This is a genomic window from Aeromonas sp. R7-5 (assembly GCF_040908015.1).
In the GTDB taxonomy this organism is placed as follows: Bacteria; Pseudomonadota; Gammaproteobacteria; order Enterobacterales; family Aeromonadaceae; genus Aeromonas; species Aeromonas caviae.
Genome location: NZ_JBFOCZ010000004.1, coordinates 1 through 18201, shown reverse-complemented (window position 1 = coordinate 18201; position 18201 = coordinate 1). Strand labels below are relative to the sequence as shown.

Genomic DNA, 18201 nt, shown 5'->3' with positions numbered 1-18201 from the left:
AATGGCTGGCGCCGGGGCTTGCCTAATCGGCCCGGGTCATTCGGCCCAGGGCATCTCGGGCAGGCTGTCGAGGAACTCGCCGTAACGGACGAGGTTGAAGGGGCCCTGTTCGGCTTCCATGGCCATGAGTTCGGCGCCCAGGGCGCAGGCGATGTATTGCAGCGCCTCTTCCCGCGGGGTGCCCTTCATCACCAGGCGCATCAGGGTGGCTTTCACCTGGAGGGGGTGGCCCTCGGCGAGCTGGTTCTCCACCATCTCCAGCAGTGTCTCTTCATCAAAAAATTCGGGGGTATCGGTCATGGCCGTTCTCCTGCCTGTTCCATGGGGTGGGCAGTATAGCGGGGACGCGGCTCCCGGGGGCGAAAATATCCTCCGGGTCTTGCCAAGGAAGCGGGGCGGGAGCAGTCTTGGACACTCTCTACTGCCGAACGAGCCCATGTCATGATCCTCTCCGAGCGCCTGGAACTGCGCAAACTGACCATTGTCGATGCCCCCTTCATTCTCGAACTGCTCAACGATGGTGATTTTCACCGCTACATCGGCGATCGCGGGGTGCGTACCCTGGCGGATGCCGAAAACTACATCCAGCAGGGGCCTGCGGTCAGTTATGCCCGCCACGGTCACGGACTCTATCTGGTGGTGCGGCGGGAAGACGGGGCCAGGCTCGGCATCTGCGGTCTGATCAAGCGCGATACCCTGCCCTGTGAAGACATCGGCTATGCCTTCCTGCCCGCCTGGCGCGGTCAGGGTTATGCCATCGAAGCCGCGCGGGCGGCCATGGCAGATGGCCGCGAACGGCTCGGCATCGAGCGGGTGGTCGCCATCGTCACTCCGGGCAATGAGCGTTCGGTCCGGCTACTCGCCAAGCTGGGGCTGAGTCAGGGCAAACGGGTCAGGCTGGGAGCCGGCGAGGAGGAGTGCCTGCTGCTGGAGGCGCCGGACAAGGAGACTTGCGGGGTCTAGTCATCGCTCGGGTGGTGGGGCCATGCAGACTATGACGTCAGGCAAGGAGGCCGCCGTGAGTTGCGGCCTGTCTGCATCGGGCGCTGCCTGGGCAGGCAGGATCAGTTGAGCTCTTCGATGGAGAACTCGCCGGCGATGCCATCACAGGAGATGGCGAAGCCACCGCTGAAGCGGGTGCTGAACTGGATCAGGAACGCATCGTCGTCGTGCTCTTGCACGGGCAGGTTGATGGGTTTGCTGCGACGCAGGGGTTTGCGGATCTGTACGTGTTTCATCATGGTATTTCTCTATATAAATTAAGTGTTTGCTCCTTGTATTGGCAAATGTCAGGTCAATGGGCGCGGTCAGCACGATGGCGGACGAGCGCGCAGGAATACCCAGCCCGGTTCAGGGGCGTCTGCACTTTCAAGGAAGGCGCCAAGGACCACGCGGATGCATGATGCTACTTGGGAGTGGGCAGATCGGGTCTGCACCGTGAGAGCCGGGCAACGCAGGCAGACAGCCTGAACGGTTCTCAAGGCGAGTAAATCAGAAGAAGGTTATGCGGGTACTGGCAGGATTCATCGTGAGGTGAAGCATTGCGAACATAATCAGGGCTGATTAACTAGCCGGCGCGCATTCTCTCCTCGAAATGTGTAAAAAGCAAACACTAATTGTGCGTTCACCCAATCATTCCCTGTTTTTCACTGCCACGGGGACGGCAAAAGGGCTCCCGAGGGAGCCCTTTTCATTGCCGGTCAGGGACGGGTTCAGGCGTTGCCACAGGCCTTCTTGGCGGCGGTGATCATGGGGGTAATGGTCATGCCCTGTACCACGATGGAGAACATCACCACCGAGTAGGTCATCACCAGGATCACCTGGCGCAGATCGACGTTGTGTTCCGGGATCATCATGACACCGGATGGCAGTGCCAGGGCCATGGCCATGGCCAGGCCGCCACGCAGGCCGCCCCAGGTGAGGATGCGCACCGAGAAGGTGTTGTAGCTGCGGAACTTGCGGAACGCCACATAGGGCAGGGAGACGCTGATGAAGCGGGCGGCCAGGCAGAGCGGCACCGCGATGACCAGCAGGATCCAGTCGCGCCAGGCCAGATCCAGCAGCACCAGTGCCAGACCGATCAGCAGGAACAGCAGGGCGTTGAGGAACTGATCCATCAACTCCCAGAAGTGATCCAGGTGGTGCTGGCTCTGCTCGGAGAAGCCGGAATGACGAGTCCAGTTGCCGATCATGATGCCGGTCACCACCATGGCCAGGGCGCCGGAGACGCCGATCATGTTGGCGAAGGCGAAGCCCGCGGTCGGGATGCAGAGGGTCAGCAGCAGCTCCAGGGAGCCGTCGTCGGTGGCGCTGATCATCACGTGGGCGATGAGACCCAGCACGGCCCCGAACAGGATGCCGCCGAGAGCCTCATGCAGGAACAGACCGGCCACGCTGCCGAAGGTGGGCTCCACGCCGCCAAAGGCCACGGCAAACACGGTGGCGAAGATGACGAGGCCAACACCGTCGTTGAACAGGGATTCCCCCTCGATCTGGATGGCGATCTGGGGTGGCGCCTTCATCTTCTTGACGATGGCCAGTACGGCGATGGGGTCGGTGGGGGAGATCAGGGCACCGAACAACATGCAGTAGACCAGCGGCACATCCCAGCCCAGCAGCTTGGCGATGAACCAGAAGCCGTAGCCGATGAGGAAGGTGGAGAGCAGGGTGGCGGCTATGGCCAGAATGGTGATTTCCCACTTCTGGCTACGCAACGCCTTGAGGTTGATGCCAAGGCCGCCGGCGAACAGCAGGAAGCCCAGGATCCCCTTCAACAGGAAGTTCTGGAAGTCGATGCTCTCCATGGTCTTGATGGCGAGAGGCTCCAGATTGAACCAACCCAGTTTGCCAAACAGCACCAGCAGCGCGGAGATCAGCATGGAGCCCGCAGTGATGGCGATGGTGGTCTGGATCTTCACAACATACTGGTTGGCAAAGGCGATGAAGATCGCCAACGCTGCCAGGAAGCAGAGTGTGTAGTAGACGCTCATAGTTATTTTTCTCTTTGGTAAACAGCAAGCACGTATCCCTCTTGAGGACGGGCATAGGGTACTCCCGGGTTAGATCATGCTCATTACCCATTTATGGTTATATTTAATCGTCATCACGGACAGATAGACGGCTAGATTTCCATTTAATTTGATTGCTGCTAGGATGGGCATCACGCAGTTGCATGGATGTAAGGGGTACGAGCGGTGTCGAGCAGAGAGTCGAACAAGAAAGCGGACGTCACAACCAGGCTGGAAGCCTGTCTCAAGGAGCGGATCCTGATCATCGACGGGGCCATGGGCACCATGATCCAGGGTTACAAACTCGGTGAGGCGGACTATCGGGGGGAGCGGTTTGCCGACTGGCATACCGACATCAAGGGCAACAACGACCTGCTGGTGTTGAGCCGTCCCGCCGTCATTCGCGAGATCCACGACCAGTATTGTGCCGCCGGGGCCGACATCCTCGAGACCAACACCTTCAACGCCACCCGCATCGCCATGGCGGACTACGAGATGGAAGCGCTCTCGGCCGAGATAAACCGGGAGGCGGCCCGCCTGGCCCGCGCCGTGGCGGACGAGTGGACGGCCAAGGACCCAGCCAAGCCGCGCTTTGTGGCAGGGGTTCTGGGTCCCACCAACCGTACCGCCTCCATCTCGCCGGACGTGAACGATCCGGGCAAGCGCAACGTCACCTATGACGAGCTGGTGGCCGCCTACACCGAATCGACCCACGCCCTCATTGAGGGCGGTGCCGACATCATCCTGATCGAGACCATCTTCGACACCCTCAACGCCAAGGCGGCCGCCTTCGCGGTGGACCTGGTGTTCGAGGAGCTGGGTTACAGCCTGCCGGTGATGATCTCCGGCACCATCACGGACGCCTCCGGTCGTACCCTCTCGGGCCAGACCACCGAGGCCTTCTACCACTCCCTTCGCCACGTCAAACCGGTCTCCTTCGGCCTCAACTGTGCGCTGGGGCCGGACGAGCTGCGCCAGTACGTGGAGGAGCTGTCCCGCATCAGCGAGACCTATGTCAGCGCCCACCCCAACGCCGGTTTGCCCAATGCGTTTGGCGAGTACGATCTGGACGCGGTCGAGATGGCGGAGCATATCCGCGAGTGGGCCCAAAGCGGCTTTCTCAACCTGGTGGGCGGCTGCTGCGGCACCACCCCGACCCACATCCGCGCCATGGCGGATGCCGTGGCGGGCATCAAGCCCCGCGCCCTGCCGGATCTGCCGGTGGCCTGCCGGTTGTCGGGCCTGGAGCCTCTCATCATCACGGCGGACTCCATGTTCGTGAACGTGGGGGAGCGGACCAACGTCACCGGCTCGGCCAAGTTCAAGCGCTTGATAAAAGAAGGGCTCTACGACGAGGCGCTGGACGTGGCCAAGCAGCAGGTGGAAAACGGCGCCCAGATCATCGACATCAACATGGACGAGGGGATGCTGGACGCCGAGGCGGCCATGGTGCGCTTCCTGAACCTCATCGCCGGGGAACCGGACATCGCCCGGGTGCCTGTGATGATCGACTCCTCCAAGTGGGAGGTGCTGGAGGCGGGCCTCAAGTGCGTGCAGGGCAAGCCGGTGGTCAACTCCATCTCCATGAAGGAGGGGGAGGACAAATTCATCGAGCAGGCGAAACTGCTGCGTCGCTACGGCGCCGCCGTCATCGTCATGGCGTTCGACGAGGTGGGCCAGGCCGATACCCGGGCCCGCAAGTTCGAGATCTGCCAGCGCGCCTACCGCATTCTGGTGGACCGCGTCGGCTTCCCGCCGGAAGACATCATCTTCGACCCCAACATCTTCGCGGTGGCGACCGGCATCGACGAGCACAACAACTACGCGGTGGACTTCATCGAGGCGGTGAAGGACATCAAGGAGCACCTGCCCCACGCCATGATCTCCGGCGGTGTCTCCAACGTCTCCTTCTCCTTCCGTGGCAACGAGCCGGTGCGCGAAGCCATCCACGCTGTCTTCCTTTACCATGCCATCAGGAACGGCATGGACATGGGGATCGTCAACGCGGGCCAGCTTGCCATCTACGAAGACATCCCGGCCGAGCTCAAAGAGAAGGTCGAGGCGGTGGTGCTGAACCTCAACGACAACGCCACCGAGGCGCTGCTGGCCATCGCCGAGAAGTATCGCGGCGCGGGTGCCCAGGCGGAGGATCCGCGGGATCAGGAGTGGCGCAGCTGGCCGGTGGGCAAGCGGCTCGAACACGCCCTGGTCAAGGGGATCACCGACTTTATCGAGGAGGACACCGAGGAGGCGCGCGCCCAGGCCGAGAAGCCGCTGCACGTCATCGAGGGGCCGCTGATGGACGGCATGAACGTGGTGGGCGATCTGTTCGGCGCCGGCAAGATGTTCCTGCCCCAGGTGGTGAAGTCGGCCCGGGTGATGAAGCGGGCGGTGGCCTACCTGCAACCCTACATCGAGGCGGAGAAGTCCGGCGGTTCCAGCAACGGCAAAATCGTGCTGGCCACCGTCAAGGGTGACGTGCACGACATCGGCAAGAACATCGTCGGGGTGGTGCTCCAGTGCAACAACTTCGAGATCGTGGATCTCGGGGTCATGGTCTCCTGCGAGACCATCCTCAAGACGGCCCGGGAAGTGAACGCCGACATCATCGGCCTGTCGGGCCTCATCACTCCGTCCCTGGACGAGATGGTGCACGTAGCAAAGGAGATGGAGCGTCAGGGGTTCAAGCTGCCGCTGCTCATCGGCGGTGCCACCACTTCCAAGGCCCACACCGCGGTGAAGATAGAGCAGAACTACTCCGAGCCCGTGGTCTATGTGTCGAACGCGTCGCGCGCCGTGGGGGTGGCCCAGAGCCTGCTGAGCCCGGAGCTCAAGCCCGCCTTCGTCGCCCGCATCGACAAGGAGTACGAGATTGCCCGGGATCAGCATGCCCGCAAGCAGCCGCGCTCCAAGCCGGTCAGCCTGGCCCATGCCCGGGCCAACCGCCATCAGCTGGACTGGGTGGGCTATGAGCCCCCGGCGCCCCGGGAGCCCGGCGTGCAGACCTTCGAAAACGTGCCCATCTCTGTGCTGCGCCCCTACATCGACTGGACGCCGTTCTTCCTTAGCTGGGAGCTGGCGGGCAAGTTCCCCCGCATTCTGGAGGATGAAGTCGTGGGGGAGGAGGCGACGCGCCTCTACGCCGACGCCAACGCCATGCTGGACCAGTTGGAGAAGGATCAGAGCGTGCGCTGCGCCGGCATCGTCGGCCTGTTCCCCGCCAACGCCGTGGGGGACAGCATCGAGGTTTACACCGACGAGTCCCGCACTGAAGTGAAAAAAGTGCTGCACCACCTGCGCCAGCAGAGCGAGAAGCAGGGCTTCCCCAACTACTGTCTGGCGGACTATGTGGCGCCGAAAGAGAGCGGCAAGCCCGACTGGATCGGCGCCTTCGCGGTGACCGGCGGCATCGGCGAGGAGGCCATCGCCAAGGCCTACAAGGCGGACCACGACGACTACAACGCCATTCTCATCCAGGCGGTGTGCGATCGCCTCGCCGAGGCCTTTGCCGAATACCTCCACGAGCAGGTGCGCAAAGTGCACTGGGGCTATGCCCCGGACGAGGCGCTCAGCAACGAAGAGCTTATCCGCGAAAATTACCAGGGGATACGTCCGGCGCCGGGCTACCCGGCCTGCCCGGAGCACACCGAGAAGGGGAGCATCTGGGAGTTGCTGGACGTGGAGCAGGCCATCGGCATGCAGCTCACCGAGTCCTACGCCATGTGGCCGGGGGCAGCGGTGTCGGGCTGGTACTTCTCTCATCCCGACAGCAAGTACTTCGCGGTGGCGCAGATCCAGCAGGATCAGGTGGAAGACTACGCCATGCGCAAGGGGATGACCCTGGCAGAGGCCGAACGCTGGCTGGGGCCCAACCTGCATTGATCCCCGTCTGCCCCGCCTCACGCGGTGCTGGGCAGGCGCCGGGTACGCACGCCATATCGAGGTTGCCATGAAGATTGGATTTGTCGGTCTGGGGGCCGTAGTGCAGACAGCCTATCTACCTGCACTCGCCGCACTGGCGGAAAATCCCGAGATATGGGGTTTTGATCCCGCCATCACCCTGCCCGGCGTCATGTCTGCCTCGACCCTGGAAGCCCTGCTGGCCGAACCCCTGGATCGGCTGGTGATCGCCACGCCTTCCCTGCTGCATCTGCCCGTGCTGGAACAGGCACTGGCCAGCGCCATTCCCCTCATCCTGGTGGAGAAACCCGTGGTGGCCACCCTGGCCCAGCACGATCGCCTGCACGCCCTGCTGGCGGACCCCGAGGTCGCGGCCAGGGTGCTGGCGCTGGATCACTGGATGGCCCGCAATGCCGTCCAGCAGTTGCTGCTGAGCGGCAAACTGGATGAAGGCTGGCAGCCTCGGGAACCAGGCTGCGCCGGGGTCGGGCTGGCCACCCTCGCCGATATCAGCGCGGTGGAGGGCTTTTTGCTGGAACCCTGCGGCCTGGACGAGGCGGGGCATCCCTATGCCCTCAACTTCGCCACCGGCGAGCCGGATCGGCGGCTGTTGCGCCACCCGGACGGTGTCATCCTCGACATCGGCACCCATCTGCTGGCGATGATCCGGGAACTGCTGGTGGCCCTGGGTGGGGACGACCGCCTGCACCTGATCGCGGAGGGCGTCTGCGACCGGCTGGGGCAGCCCATCCGGCGCGGGGATCTGGAGAGCGCCGAGGGGCGAGCCTGCCTGCGTGGCGAGGCGGCAGGGGTGCCCCTGACCCTCTGGCTCGACAAGTATGCCGGTCCCGGGGTGGAGAAGAAGGGGCTTTGCCTGCACCTCAAGGGCGGGCGGCGCATCGAACTGCTTCGCCGCGGCAACCTGGAGTGGCTGCACCATCACGACGTCGACGGGATGCGGGGCTGGCAACATGAGGGGCCCCTCTATCGCCACTGCATCGCCCAGACCCTGCTGGCCCCCTTGCCTGTCACGGGTTGGGCCGGAGTCACGGCGCGCCGTTTGCAGGAGGTCGCCCTGCTGCTTGAGTTGCAACAAGGGCTGCGCGGCCCCCATTGACGTCGTTGTGCGCCATCCGGCATGAGGGCTGGTGGCGGGCGCCGTCTTGCAGAACGGTCCGTTCTTGAGTGCGGCACTCTCGGTTTTTGCCTGTTCTTGCAGAACCGCGCATGGTGAGGGGAAAGGATTGGCGTTGCCAGTCGTTCATGGCACCTTATACTCTCCAGTCCGATTATCAGGTCTGCCATTTCCATGAATATTGCCATTTTATCCCGTGAGCCCAGCAACTACTCCACCCGCCGTCTGGTCGAGGTGGCCCGGGCCCGTGGGCACCAGGTCGAGGTGCTCGACACCCTGCGCTGCTACATGAACATCGCCTCCCACAGCCCCTCCATCCATTACGAAGGACGGGAGCTGGAGAGCTATGACGCCGTGATCCCGCGCATCGGTGCCAGCATCACCTTCTATGGCACCGCCGTGCTGCGCCAGTTCGAGATGATGAGCACCATGGCCCTCAACAGCTCGGTGGCCATCTCCCGCTCCCGGGATAAGCTGCGCGCCATGCAGCTGCTCTCCCGTCACGGCATCGGCCTGCCGGTGACCGGCTATGCCCACAGCACCCACGACGTACCGGATCTCATCACCATGGTGGGGGGCGCCCCCCTGGTGGTGAAGCTGCTGGAGGGCACCCAGGGGATTGGCGTGGTGCTGTGCGAGACCCAGAAGGCCGCCGAGAGCGTCATCGAGGCCTTTATCCAGACCAACAACAACATCCTGGTGCAGGAGTACATCCGCGAGGCCAACGGCGCCGATATCCGCTGCCTGGTGGTCAACGGCAAGGTGGTGGCCGCCATGCGCCGCCAGGCCCAGCCGGGGGAGTTTCGCTCCAACCTGCACCGGGGCGGCACCGCCGAAGCCATCAAGATCACGCCGGAAGAGCGTGCCACCGCCGTGCAGGCCGCCAAGATCATGGGGCTGGACGTGGCCGGGGTGGATATTCTGCGTAGCGCCCGCGGCCCGCTGGTGCTGGAGGTGAACTCCTCCCCCGGTCTGCAGGGGGTGGAAGCCGCCTCCGGCAAGGACGTGGCGGGCAAGATCATCGAGTTCCTCGAGCTCAAGGCGAGCCGCAAGCACAAGCCGGCGGAATGAGTCCCAAACGAGTGTCAGACAGGTAAACACAGGGCGCCCTCGGGCGCCTTGTTGCTATCTGGGGGGGCTGGAAGGCAGCGGGCTTGCCGGGAAGTGTCTCCCTTCTCCCACTGTGTTGAACAGCCGGGAAGAAGGGCCGGGAATGAGGGGGTTATGCCGCCCCGGGGGCGCCGGGGATCATCACCAGCCGGGCGCTGAAGACCCCCTCCACCAGGTGGGTCTCAATCTGCCAGCCCAGCTTCTCGCAGATGCGCTGGATGATGGTGAGGCCGCAGCCGTAGCCGAGGATCTGATCCGGCGCGGCGGCGGTGGGGTTGCTGATGGTGAGCTCCTGCTCATGCAGGGTGATCTCGATGTGCCCCTCGGCGTAGCTCAGGGCGTTTTTCAAGAGGTTGCCGAGGGCGATGGCGAGCAGGGAGAGGGGGGCCTGCACCTCGCTCTCCTCGTCCAGTTGCAGGCGAATGTCCAGCGTCTCCCGTTGCAGCAGGGGGGCGAGGCGGGTCAACTCCCGGCGAATGAGCGGCGCCACCTGCTGGGGCGGGCGCTCCACGGCCTCCTTGCGTCCCAGCAGCAGGAAGGTCTCGGTGAGCAGGGCCATCTCGTCGGCGGCGGCGCGGATGCGGCTGACGGCGCGGGCTGCCGGGGCGGGCAGGTCATTCACCTTGCCGAGCAGGGCCGCGGATCCCTGGATCACCATGTTGGGGGTGCGCAGCTCGTGGCTGGCAAAGCGGCTGAACTCCTGTTCACGGGCAAACACGGCGGCTACCTCGTGCTTGCCCGCCAGCAGCGCCTGCTCTATCTCTCGCAGCTCCTGCCAGGGGGCATCGGGCACGAAGTCCCCCTGATCCGGGGTCAGGTGGGCGACCCGCTGGCGCAGCCGCTCCAGCGGCCTGGTGATGTGACGCACCAGCCAGATGCCGAATGCGAGGCTCCCCAGCAGCAGGGCCAGGCCGATGAGGCGGGTCACCAGATGCAGCTTGGCTTCGTAAGGGTCCAGGTAGTCGTCCGCATCGTCGTTGAACACCAGATAGAGCAGCCCCTGACCCGAGGGGTGGGCGCGTACCAGGAAGTGCTTGTCCTCCCGGCCCAGCTGATGCTCGAAGAAGCCGGGGCTCTGGTAGGCCTTGAGCCAGGCGGGCAGGCGGCCCGCCTCTGTCCAGTAGCTGGAGAACTGGCGCGGGCTGGGGGCGGGGGCCGCCATTCCGAGGCGCAACCAGTCGTCGTCATAGCGGGTTGCCTCCGCCTCCAGCCAGTGGCGCAGGCTCAGCTCCTCCATCTTGTTCTCGGCCACCACCATCAGCAGGCTCAGGATCACCAGCAGCAGCAGACCGGCCCCTCCCAGCGCCAGCACCAGGCGCCGGCGCAGGCTCGGCAGGCCGGAGGCAAGGGGCGGCGTCGGGTTCGTCATGGGGTCACCAGCCGGTAGCCCTGGCCGTGCAGGGTCTCCAGCATGGGGGTGGGGAAGGGCTTGTCGAGGACATTGCGCAGGGCATAGATGTGGCTGCGCAGGGCGTCGGAGTCGGGCTCCTCGTCGCCCCAGACGGTGTCGAGCACCTCCTGGCGCGTCACCAGCTGGGGCGCGCGCTTCACCAGCAGGGTGAGGATCTGGAACGGGATCTTGCCGAGTTTGAGCTCGACGCCGGCGCGGGTGGCGCGGCCGCTGGCGGGATCCACCGTCAGATCGCCAAAGCAGAGCACGCCCATGTCCCCTCTGGGGCCACGCAGGCTGAGGGCCTCCAGGCGCACCTCCAGCTCCTCCATGGCGAACGGCTTGACCAGATAGTCGTCGCCCCCCGCCCGAAAGCCTGCCAGCTTGTCCTCCAGGCTGTCACGGGCGGTGAGAAAGAGCACCGGGGTCGCGATGCCGTCCGCACGCAGCCGCTCCACGGTACGCAGGCCGTCGAGGCGCGGCATCATGACGTCCATGATGATGACGTCGAAGCGCTCTTGGGCCAGCAGTTGCAGCGCGGCCTGGCCATGATAGGCGCAATCCACCCTGTGCCCGGCCAGCGCCAGATAGTCCATGATGGTCTCCGCCACCTGGGGACTGTCTTCCACCACCAGTATTTTCATGCTCTGATCTCCTGGTCTGTGCCGCTATTTCACGGCCATTTCACACCGGATGGGTCATCCTGTGTGCCAGTGTAACCCCGAGGATCCCCGATGAAGAAGTCTCTCTGCGCCTTCTGGTTATTGATTCTATTGCCTTTTGGTCTGGTGCAGGCGGCCGAGTTCAAGCTCACGGGCCGCACCACCTGGCAGCTTGGCCAGTTGATGGTCAACGGCATTCCCTTCGTGATCGATGAGCACACCCGCTTCAAGGATGGCCTGGATGAGGACGATCTCGGCGGGACCTGGGTCGATCTGGAAGGGGTCGTGCAGGAGACAGCGGCAGGGGCGCGGCGGCTCGTTCGCGAGGTGGAGGCGCTGGAAGAGGAGGACGAGATGGAACTGGAAGGGCCGGTGGAAGGGGGGCGGATCTGGGGTTATGTCACCTCGGATGGGAGCCTCTCCCCGTTCGAGGGACGCTGGCTGGAGCTGGAGTGCAAGTTTGACGGCATGCGCCTGAGCCAGTGCCGGGAGGATGACTGACCGGTCAGGGCGGACCGGGAAAAATTGCCCGTCCGGGGCCATAGTTAAACCTCACCCCGTGACCCCGGACCGCCTGCCATGACCCGAACCGCACTCTGCCTGCTGCTGTTGCCCTTCTGCACCCTTGCCGACGACGCCGAGCTTTGGCTGGTGGAGCTGGAGTACAACGACGGGGTGCGCTTGCAATTCCAGGGGGCTGAGCTGGAGCTCGGCAGTGCCGAACTGCACGGCGTGGCGCAGCCGGACGGGCTCGTGCCCGGCATGCACCTCGCGATCCAGAGCCGCTACGGCGTCGCCGAGACGATCCGGGTGCTCGACGGGGCGCCGGATCCGGCGCTCGGGGCCAGCTGGCGGCGGGCGGAGGATCGACTGCTCACCCATAATCAGCAGGCATTGCTGCTACAGGATCTCGGCGTGCTGGTGTTTGATGCTGACACTCGCTGGATCAACGGCAGCGCCGCCGATCTGCAACCGGGTCGCCGCCTGGTGCTGAGCCGGGATGAAGAGGGCCGCCTCACCGATATCCTCATTCCCGACCCCGAGGATCCCCTCGACGCCGAAGAGTGAGACCTCTCTCCCTTTCCCCTTGTTAATGGCTTGTACTTTAAATTTCCCCACTTATACTGGCGCACATCTTGTCGGAGTGCTGACCGTCGAACGACGCTAAGCTGAGACCGTTAATTCGGGATCCGTGGAACCTGATCAGGTTAAGACCTGCGAAGGGAAACAAGGGTAACTTGCGGGTTACCGCGCCGGGGAAGGCACACCTTCCCGCCAGCTGGAGGCAGACCGCCTCTGGCTGCCACAGGCGCACAGGGGGAGGTTGTCCCGTCCGGTTGTCCTTAGGGCGCCGGGTTTCCAGACTAGGGAAACACCGGGACGGCAGAGCAGGGAAGATCCATGCCCGGCTCACTCCCCCGAGCACACCCCGCCGCAAGTTCATCTTCTCCTCGAACTCCAGACAAGCAAACACCCATAACTTCAACCAGTTAATGTGAGTTTTGCTATGTCTACCAATGTTTCTGATACCACCAAATCCAGCCGCCGCGAGCAGCGCTCCAGCGCTCAGGCCTTTATCGACAGCCTCAAGGGTATGGCTCACCCCAACTCCCGCCGCATCTTTATCCAGGGTTCTCGCCCTGACATCCGGGTGCCTTTGCGGGAAATCCAGCTGGCCGACACCTTCGTCGGCGGCACCAAGGACGCTCCCCAGTTCGAGCCCAACGAGCCGGTGCCGGTTTACGATACCTCGGGCCCCTATGGGGAAGAGGCCGCCCCCATCGACGTGCGCCGTGGTCTGCCGCGCCTGCGCGAAGCCTGGGTGCTGGAGCGTGCTGACACCGACGCGCTGGACGGGCTGAGCTCCACTTTCACTCAGGAGCGGCTGGCGGACGAGGGGCTGGATCACCTGCGTTTCGAACATTTGCCGAGCGCCCGCCGCGCCAAGCCGGGCCGCCGGGTCACCCAGCTGCACTATGCCCGCCAAGGCATCGTCACCCCCGAGATGGAATTTATCGCCATCCGCGAGAACATGGGCCGCGAGCGAGTGCGCTCCGAGCTCCTGCGCACCCAGCATCCGGGTCAGGGCTTTGGCGCCAGACTGCCCCAGAACATCACCCCCGAGTTCGTGCGCGATGAGGTGGCCGCCGGTCGCGCCATCATCCCCAGCAACATCAACCACCCGGAAGCGGAGCCCATGATCATCGGCCGCAACTTCCTGGTGAAGATCAACGCCAACATCGGCAACTCGGCGGTCACTTCCAGCATCGAAGAGGAAGTGGAGAAGCTGGTGTGGTCCACCCGCTGGGGCGCCGACACCGTGATGGATCTCTCCACCGGCCGCTACATCCACGAGACCCGCGAGTGGATCCTGCGCAACAGCCCGGTGCCCATCGGTACCGTACCCATCTACCAGGCGCTGGAGAAGACCAACGGCATCGCCGAAGACCTCACCTGGGAGCTGTTCCGCGACACCCTGCTGGAACAGGCCGAGCAGGGGGTGGACTACTTCACCATCCACGCCGGCGTCTTGCTGCGCTTCGTGCCGATGACCGCCAAGCGCCTCACCGGCATCGTTTCGCGCGGTGGCAGCATCATGGCCAAGTGGTGCCTGTCGCACCACAAGGAGAACTTCCTCTACGAGCACTTCCGCGAGATCTGCGAGATCTGCGCCGCCTACGACGTGAGCTTGTCGCTGGGTGACGGTCTGCGTCCGGGCTCCGTCTACGACGCCAACGACGAGGCCCAGTTCGCCGAGCTGCGCACCCTGGGCGAGCTCACCAAGATTGCGTGGGAGTACGACGTGCAGGTGATGATCGAGGGGCCTGGTCACGTGCCCATGCACATGATCGAGCGCAACATGACCGAGCAGCTCGAGCACTGCCACGAGGCGCCCTTCTATACCCTGGGCCCGCTCACCACCGACATTGCCCCGGGGTACGATCACTTCACCTCCGGCATCGGCGCCGCGCTCATCGGCTGGTACGGCTGCGCCATGCTCTGCTACGTGACTCCCAAGGAACACCTGGGCCTGCCTAACAAGGAGGACGTGAAGCAGGGGCTCATTACCTACAAGATCGCCGCCCACGCGGCTGACCTTGCCAAGGGCCACCCGGGCGCCCAGATCCGCGACAACGCCATGTCCAAGGCGCGCTTCGAGTTCCGTTGGGAGGATCAGTTCAACCTGGCCCTGGATCCCGACACCGCCCGCGCCTACCACGACGAGACCCTGCCTCAGGAGTCCGGCAAGGTGGCCCACTTCTGCTCCATGTGCGGGCCCAAGTTCTGCTCCATGAAGATCACCCAGGACGTGCGCGACTATGCCGCCAAGCTGGAAGCCGTAGAGATCAAGCTGGTCGGCATGGATGGCCAGCAGGAGCGGGTGGTGGCCGAGGTGGAGAGCGGCATGGCCCGCATGGCGGAAACCTTCAAGGAGACCGGCGGCGAGATCTACCATCAGGCGGCGACCCTGAAGCAGGCCGCAGGGGAGGAGGCGTGAGCAGCGAGCGCGGGGCTGTCAGCCCCGCCGACCTGTCCGCCGTGACGCAGGCCCGCCCCGTGGTCTGGACCATCGCCGGGTCCGACTCCGGCGGCGGGGCCGGCATTCAGGCCGACTTGCACACGATGCATGACCTCGGCGTGCACGGCTGCTCCGTCATCTCCGCCATCACGGCCCAGAACTCGGTGGCGGTGAAGATGGTCGACCCCGTGCTGATGCAGACCTTCGCCGCCCAGATCGATGCCCTGGGGCTGGATCTGCCACCCGCCGCCATCAAGATCGGCCTGCTGCCGACCCGGCTGCACGTGGAGGTGCTGGCACGCAGGTTGTCGACCGTCGAGGCTCCCTTCGTGGTCTACGACCCGGTGGCCATCGCCAGCACCGGCACCCCCATGGCGGAGCCCGGCATGCTGGTGGCGGTGCGCGAGCACCTGCTGCCGCGCCTCTCCTTGATCACCCCCAATGGTCCCGAGCTGGAAGCCCTGACCGGCCTGCCCGCCACCAGTCCCGAGCTGGTGCGCCTCGCCGCCCGGCGGCTGCGCGAACTCGGCGCTCGCGCCGTGCTGGTCAAGGGGGGCCACCTTGAATGGGGCGGGGATCTCTGCCTCGACTACTACCAGGATGAGACCCGCGAATTCTGGCTCGCCGCGCCGCGCCTCGATACCCGCCACGGCCACGGCACCGGCTGCGCTTACGCCAGCGCCATCGCCGCCGTGGTGGCGCAGGACTATCCGGTGGAGGACGCCATCACCCTGGCGCGTGCCTACCTGCAACAGGGGCTGGCGGCGGCGCAGGGGGTGGGGGCAGGCCCGGGGCCCATCGCCCATCTCGGCTGGCCCGCCGACCTTGCCCACTTCCCCCGTGCCGTGCTGGCGGGATCACCGCTCGATCGCCGCTTTGGATTGTATGAAGCGAGCAGCGCCCGTCTGCCGCAGGGCCCCTTCGCGCCGACCGAACACCACCTTGGCCTCTATCCGGTGGTGGACTCGGTCAAGTGGCTCAAACGTCTGCTGGGGGCCGGGGTCAAGACGATCCAGCTGCGGATCAAGAATCTGCCCGCCACAGAGGTGGTGCCGGCCATTCGTGATGCGGTAGAGCTCGGTCGCCGCCATGGGGCGCGGCTCTTTATCAACGACTACTGGCAGCAGGCCATCGAGGCGGGGGCCTGGGGCGTGCATCTGGGGCAGGAGGATATGGAGACCGCCGATCTCGCCGCCATTCAGGCGGCGGGGCTGCGCCTTGGCATCTCCACCCACGGTTACTTCGAGCTGATGCGGGCCCGCGAGCTTGCCCCCTCCTATATCGCGCTGGGCCATATCTTCCCGACCAACACCAAGGCGATGCCTTCGCGCCCCCAGGGGCTGGCGCGGCTGCACCACTACCGCGCCCTGATGGCGCAGTGGCCCACGGTGGCCATCGGTGGCATCAGCGAGGAGCGGGTGGCGGCGGTCAAGGCAAGCGGGGTCGGCAGCATCGCGCTGGTCTCGGCCATCACGGCGAGCGATGACTGGCAGGGCGCGACCGAGCGGCTGCTCGCTGCCGTGGGGGCGGGGGATGAACCGCGCTCGGCCTGCGTGATACGGGAGGCTGAACATGCGCTCTGATGCCGCTTCTCTTAGTGACAAAGAGTACCTGCGATACGGCCGCCAGCTGATGCTGGCGGAAGTGGGGGAAGCCGGTCAGGCGCGGCTCAAGGATAAGTCCGTGCTGATCGTGGGCCTCGGCGGGCTCGGCTCGCCGCTCGCCCTCTATCTGGCTGGCGCCGGGGTGGGCACCTTGTGGCTGGCCGATGGCGACACGGTGGATTCCAGCAACCTGCCGCGCCAGATCCTGTTCGATAGCGAGGCGGTCAACCACTCCAAGGCGGAGCTGGCCCGCGAGCGCTTGTCCGCCCACAACCCGCTGGTGGAGCTGATTGCCATCAATCAGCGACTCGATGCCGCCAGCCTGCCGGAGTTTGTGACCGAGGTGGATCTGGTGATCGACTGCTGCGACAACCTCGCCACCCGCCAGGCCATCAACGCCGCCTGCGTGGCCCAGGGCAAGCCCTGGGTCTGTGCCGCCGCAGTGGGCTGGCAGGGGCAGCTGATGGTGCGCACCAGCAGCGATCACGCCTGCTACGCCTGCCTCTATCCGCTGGATACCAAGGTGAGTCAGAGCTGCGAGACCAGCGGTGTCACCGGCCCGCTGGTGGGGGTGATGGGCTCTTTGCAGGCGCTGGAGGCACTGAAACTGCTGCTCGGGATGCCGAGCCCGGTGGCGGGCACATTGCGCCGGTTTGATGCCCTGACCCATCAGTGGCAGACCCTCACGCTGGCTCCCGACCCCGATTGCCCGGTTTGCGGCAGCACCCACCCGGCTCAGGAGAATTAACCATGAAGATCCGATTGAACGATATCGAGCTGACGCTGCCCACCGGCCAGCGCCTGACTGAGCTGCTGGCGGTACAGGAGATTCCCCCTCAGGGGGTAGCGGTGGCCCTCAATGGCGCCGTGCTGCCCCGTGGCCGCTGGGCCGAGACCCGTCTCAATGACGGGGACGAACTTCACCTCTTCACCGCCATTGCGGGAGGCTGACCCATGATGCTCGCAGTCCCATCTTCGAGCGCCCTGCCTTGCGGCGGGGCCTCATCTCTTCTTATCGCAGTGGCCGGAGGCTGACATGCTCAAGATTGCCGATCACACCTTCTCTTCGCGCCTCTTCACCGGCACCGGCAAGTTTGCCCGCCCGGATCTGATGGCCGCCGCCATCGAGGCAAGCGGCTCCCAACTGGTCACCATGGCCATCAAGCGGCTCGAACCGGGCAAGGCCCACGACGATATCCTCACGCCCCTTCGGCAACTCGGTGTCAAGCTGCTGCCCAACACCTCGGGGGCCAAGACCGCCGCCGAGGCGGTATTTGCCGCCCACCTCGCCCGCGAGGCGCTGGGGACGAACTGGCTCAAGCTCGAGATCCACCCCGATCCCCGCTACCTGCTGCCAGACCCCATCGAGACGCTCAAAGCCGCCGAGCAGCTGGTGAAAGAGGGCTTTGTGGTGCTGCCCTACTGCGGTGCCGACCCCGTGCTGTGCAAGCGGCTCGAAGAGGTGGGTTGCGCCGCCGTGATGCCGCTGGGCGCCCCCATCGGTTCCAATCAGGGGCTGGTGACCCGGGAGTTTCTCTCCATCATCGTCGAGCAGGCCAATGTGCCCGTGGTGGTGGATGCGGGGATCGGTGCGCCGAGCCATGCGGCCGCCGCCTTTGAGCTGGGGGCCGATGCCGTGCTGGTCAACACCGCCATTGCGGTGAGCGGCGACCCGGTCGCCATGGGCCGCGCCTTTGCGCTGGCCTGCACCGCCGGTCGCAGCGCCTATGAGGCCGGTCTCGGCGCGCGCGCCCTGCAGGCCCAGGCCTCCAGCCCGCTCACCGATTTTCTGGGGGCGTTATGAGTCAGCATGCCAATGACCCCACCCCGACCCTCCCCTTGCCAGGGGAGGGAGTGTCGACTTCACCCTCT

Annotated in this window: 16 protein-coding genes and 1 riboswitch; of the genes, 11 read left to right on the top strand and 5 right to left on the bottom strand. The window is 65.1% G+C overall.

Going from position 1 to position 18201, the window contains the following annotated elements; translation table 11 throughout:
• Positions 1 to 36: 36 nt before the first annotated feature.
• Positions 37 to 300, bottom strand: a complete 264-nt coding sequence (locus AB5Y53_RS00225; protein WP_104455135.1) for a hypothetical protein — start codon at positions 298 to 300, stop codon at positions 37 to 39.
• 141 nt (positions 301 to 441) lie between these two features.
• Between AB5Y53_RS00225 and AB5Y53_RS00220 the strand changes: the two genes are divergently transcribed.
• Positions 442 to 963: a GNAT family N-acetyltransferase gene (locus AB5Y53_RS00220; protein ID WP_042015334.1), complete on the top strand. Its 522-nt coding sequence runs from the start codon at positions 442 to 444 to the stop codon at positions 961 to 963.
• 101 nt (positions 964 to 1064) lie between these two features.
• Here AB5Y53_RS00220 and AB5Y53_RS00215 read toward each other — a convergent pair whose 3' ends face one another.
• The gene (locus AB5Y53_RS00215; protein ID WP_010672653.1) at positions 1065 to 1241 is read right to left on the bottom strand and encodes a hypothetical protein; all 177 of its coding nucleotides are present in this window, start codon (positions 1239 to 1241) and stop codon (positions 1065 to 1067) included.
• 471 nt (positions 1242 to 1712) lie between these two features.
• Positions 1713 to 2990, bottom strand: a complete 1278-nt coding sequence (locus AB5Y53_RS00210; RefSeq protein ID WP_368180924.1) for a cation:proton antiporter — start codon at positions 2988 to 2990, stop codon at positions 1713 to 1715.
• 204 nt (positions 2991 to 3194) lie between these two features.
• Here AB5Y53_RS00210 and metH point away from each other — a divergent pair, with 204 nt between their 5' ends.
• The 3 genes from metH (at position 3195) to rimK (ending at position 9114) form a co-directional block, all read left to right on the top strand.
• Positions 3195 to 6890, top strand: coding sequence for a methionine synthase (gene metH, locus AB5Y53_RS00205; RefSeq protein ID WP_368180923.1), 3696 nt, complete (start codon positions 3195 to 3197; stop codon positions 6888 to 6890).
• Between the two features lie 67 nt (positions 6891 to 6957).
• A complete protein-coding gene (locus AB5Y53_RS00200) occupies positions 6958 to 8025 on the top strand; it encodes a Gfo/Idh/MocA family oxidoreductase (RefSeq protein WP_368180922.1) in 1068 nt (355 codons plus the stop codon).
• Between the two features lie 192 nt (positions 8026 to 8217).
• Positions 8218 to 9114: a 30S ribosomal protein S6--L-glutamate ligase gene (gene rimK, locus AB5Y53_RS00195; RefSeq protein ID WP_339581463.1), complete on the top strand. Its 897-nt coding sequence runs from the start codon at positions 8218 to 8220 to the stop codon at positions 9112 to 9114.
• 151 nt (positions 9115 to 9265) lie between these two features.
• Here rimK and AB5Y53_RS00190 read toward each other — a convergent pair whose 3' ends face one another.
• Both AB5Y53_RS00190 and AB5Y53_RS00185 read right to left on the bottom strand, forming a co-directional pair.
• Entirely contained in the window at positions 9266 to 10522 is a 1257-nt protein-coding gene (locus AB5Y53_RS00190) for a HAMP domain-containing sensor histidine kinase (RefSeq protein WP_339331836.1), read from the bottom strand.
• Positions 10519 to 11187, bottom strand: a complete 669-nt coding sequence (locus tag AB5Y53_RS00185; RefSeq protein WP_039040446.1) for a response regulator transcription factor — start codon at positions 11185 to 11187, stop codon at positions 10519 to 10521. The genes AB5Y53_RS00190 and AB5Y53_RS00185 overlap by 4 nt, the downstream gene beginning before the upstream one ends.
• Positions 11188 to 11277: 90 nt before the next feature.
• Here AB5Y53_RS00185 and AB5Y53_RS00180 point away from each other — a divergent pair, with 90 nt between their 5' ends.
• The 7 genes from AB5Y53_RS00180 to AB5Y53_RS00150 all read left to right on the top strand — a co-directional run bounded on the left by AB5Y53_RS00180 (position 11278) and on the right by AB5Y53_RS00150 (position 18133).
• A complete protein-coding gene (locus AB5Y53_RS00180; protein ID WP_368180921.1) occupies positions 11278 to 11706 on the top strand; it encodes a hypothetical protein in 429 nt (142 codons plus the stop codon).
• 78 nt (positions 11707 to 11784) lie between these two features.
• Positions 11785 to 12273 (top strand): hypothetical protein, encoded by a 489-nt coding sequence (locus tag AB5Y53_RS00175; protein ID WP_368180920.1) that lies wholly within the window; start codon positions 11785 to 11787, stop codon positions 12271 to 12273.
• A gap of 62 nt (positions 12274 to 12335) precedes the next feature.
• Positions 12336 to 12449: riboswitch (TPP riboswitch) on the top strand.
• A gap of 263 nt (positions 12450 to 12712) precedes the next feature.
• On the top strand, positions 12713 to 14704 hold the full coding sequence (thiC, locus tag AB5Y53_RS00170) for a phosphomethylpyrimidine synthase ThiC (RefSeq protein ID WP_368180919.1): 1992 nt from the start codon (positions 12713 to 12715) through the stop codon (positions 14702 to 14704).
• Positions 14701 to 16308 carry a thiamine phosphate synthase gene (thiE, locus tag AB5Y53_RS00165; RefSeq protein WP_368180918.1) on the top strand — a complete coding sequence of 536 codons (1608 nt, stop codon included), beginning with the start codon at positions 14701 to 14703 and terminating at the stop codon, positions 16306 to 16308. Before thiC ends, thiE begins: the two co-directional genes overlap by 4 nt.
• Positions 16298 to 17077 (top strand): HesA/MoeB/ThiF family protein, encoded by a 780-nt coding sequence (locus tag AB5Y53_RS00160; RefSeq protein ID WP_041212232.1) that lies wholly within the window; start codon positions 16298 to 16300, stop codon positions 17075 to 17077. The genes thiE and AB5Y53_RS00160 overlap by 11 nt, the downstream gene beginning before the upstream one ends.
• A gap of 2 nt (positions 17078 to 17079) precedes the next feature.
• Positions 17080 to 17280: a sulfur carrier protein ThiS gene (gene thiS, locus AB5Y53_RS00155; protein ID WP_039040452.1), complete on the top strand. Its 201-nt coding sequence runs from the start codon at positions 17080 to 17082 to the stop codon at positions 17278 to 17280.
• 85 nt (positions 17281 to 17365) lie between these two features.
• Positions 17366 to 18133 carry a thiazole synthase gene (locus AB5Y53_RS00150; RefSeq protein ID WP_368180917.1) on the top strand — a complete coding sequence of 256 codons (768 nt, stop codon included), beginning with the start codon at positions 17366 to 17368 and terminating at the stop codon, positions 18131 to 18133.
• The last annotated feature ends 68 nt before the right edge of the window (positions 18134 to 18201 follow it).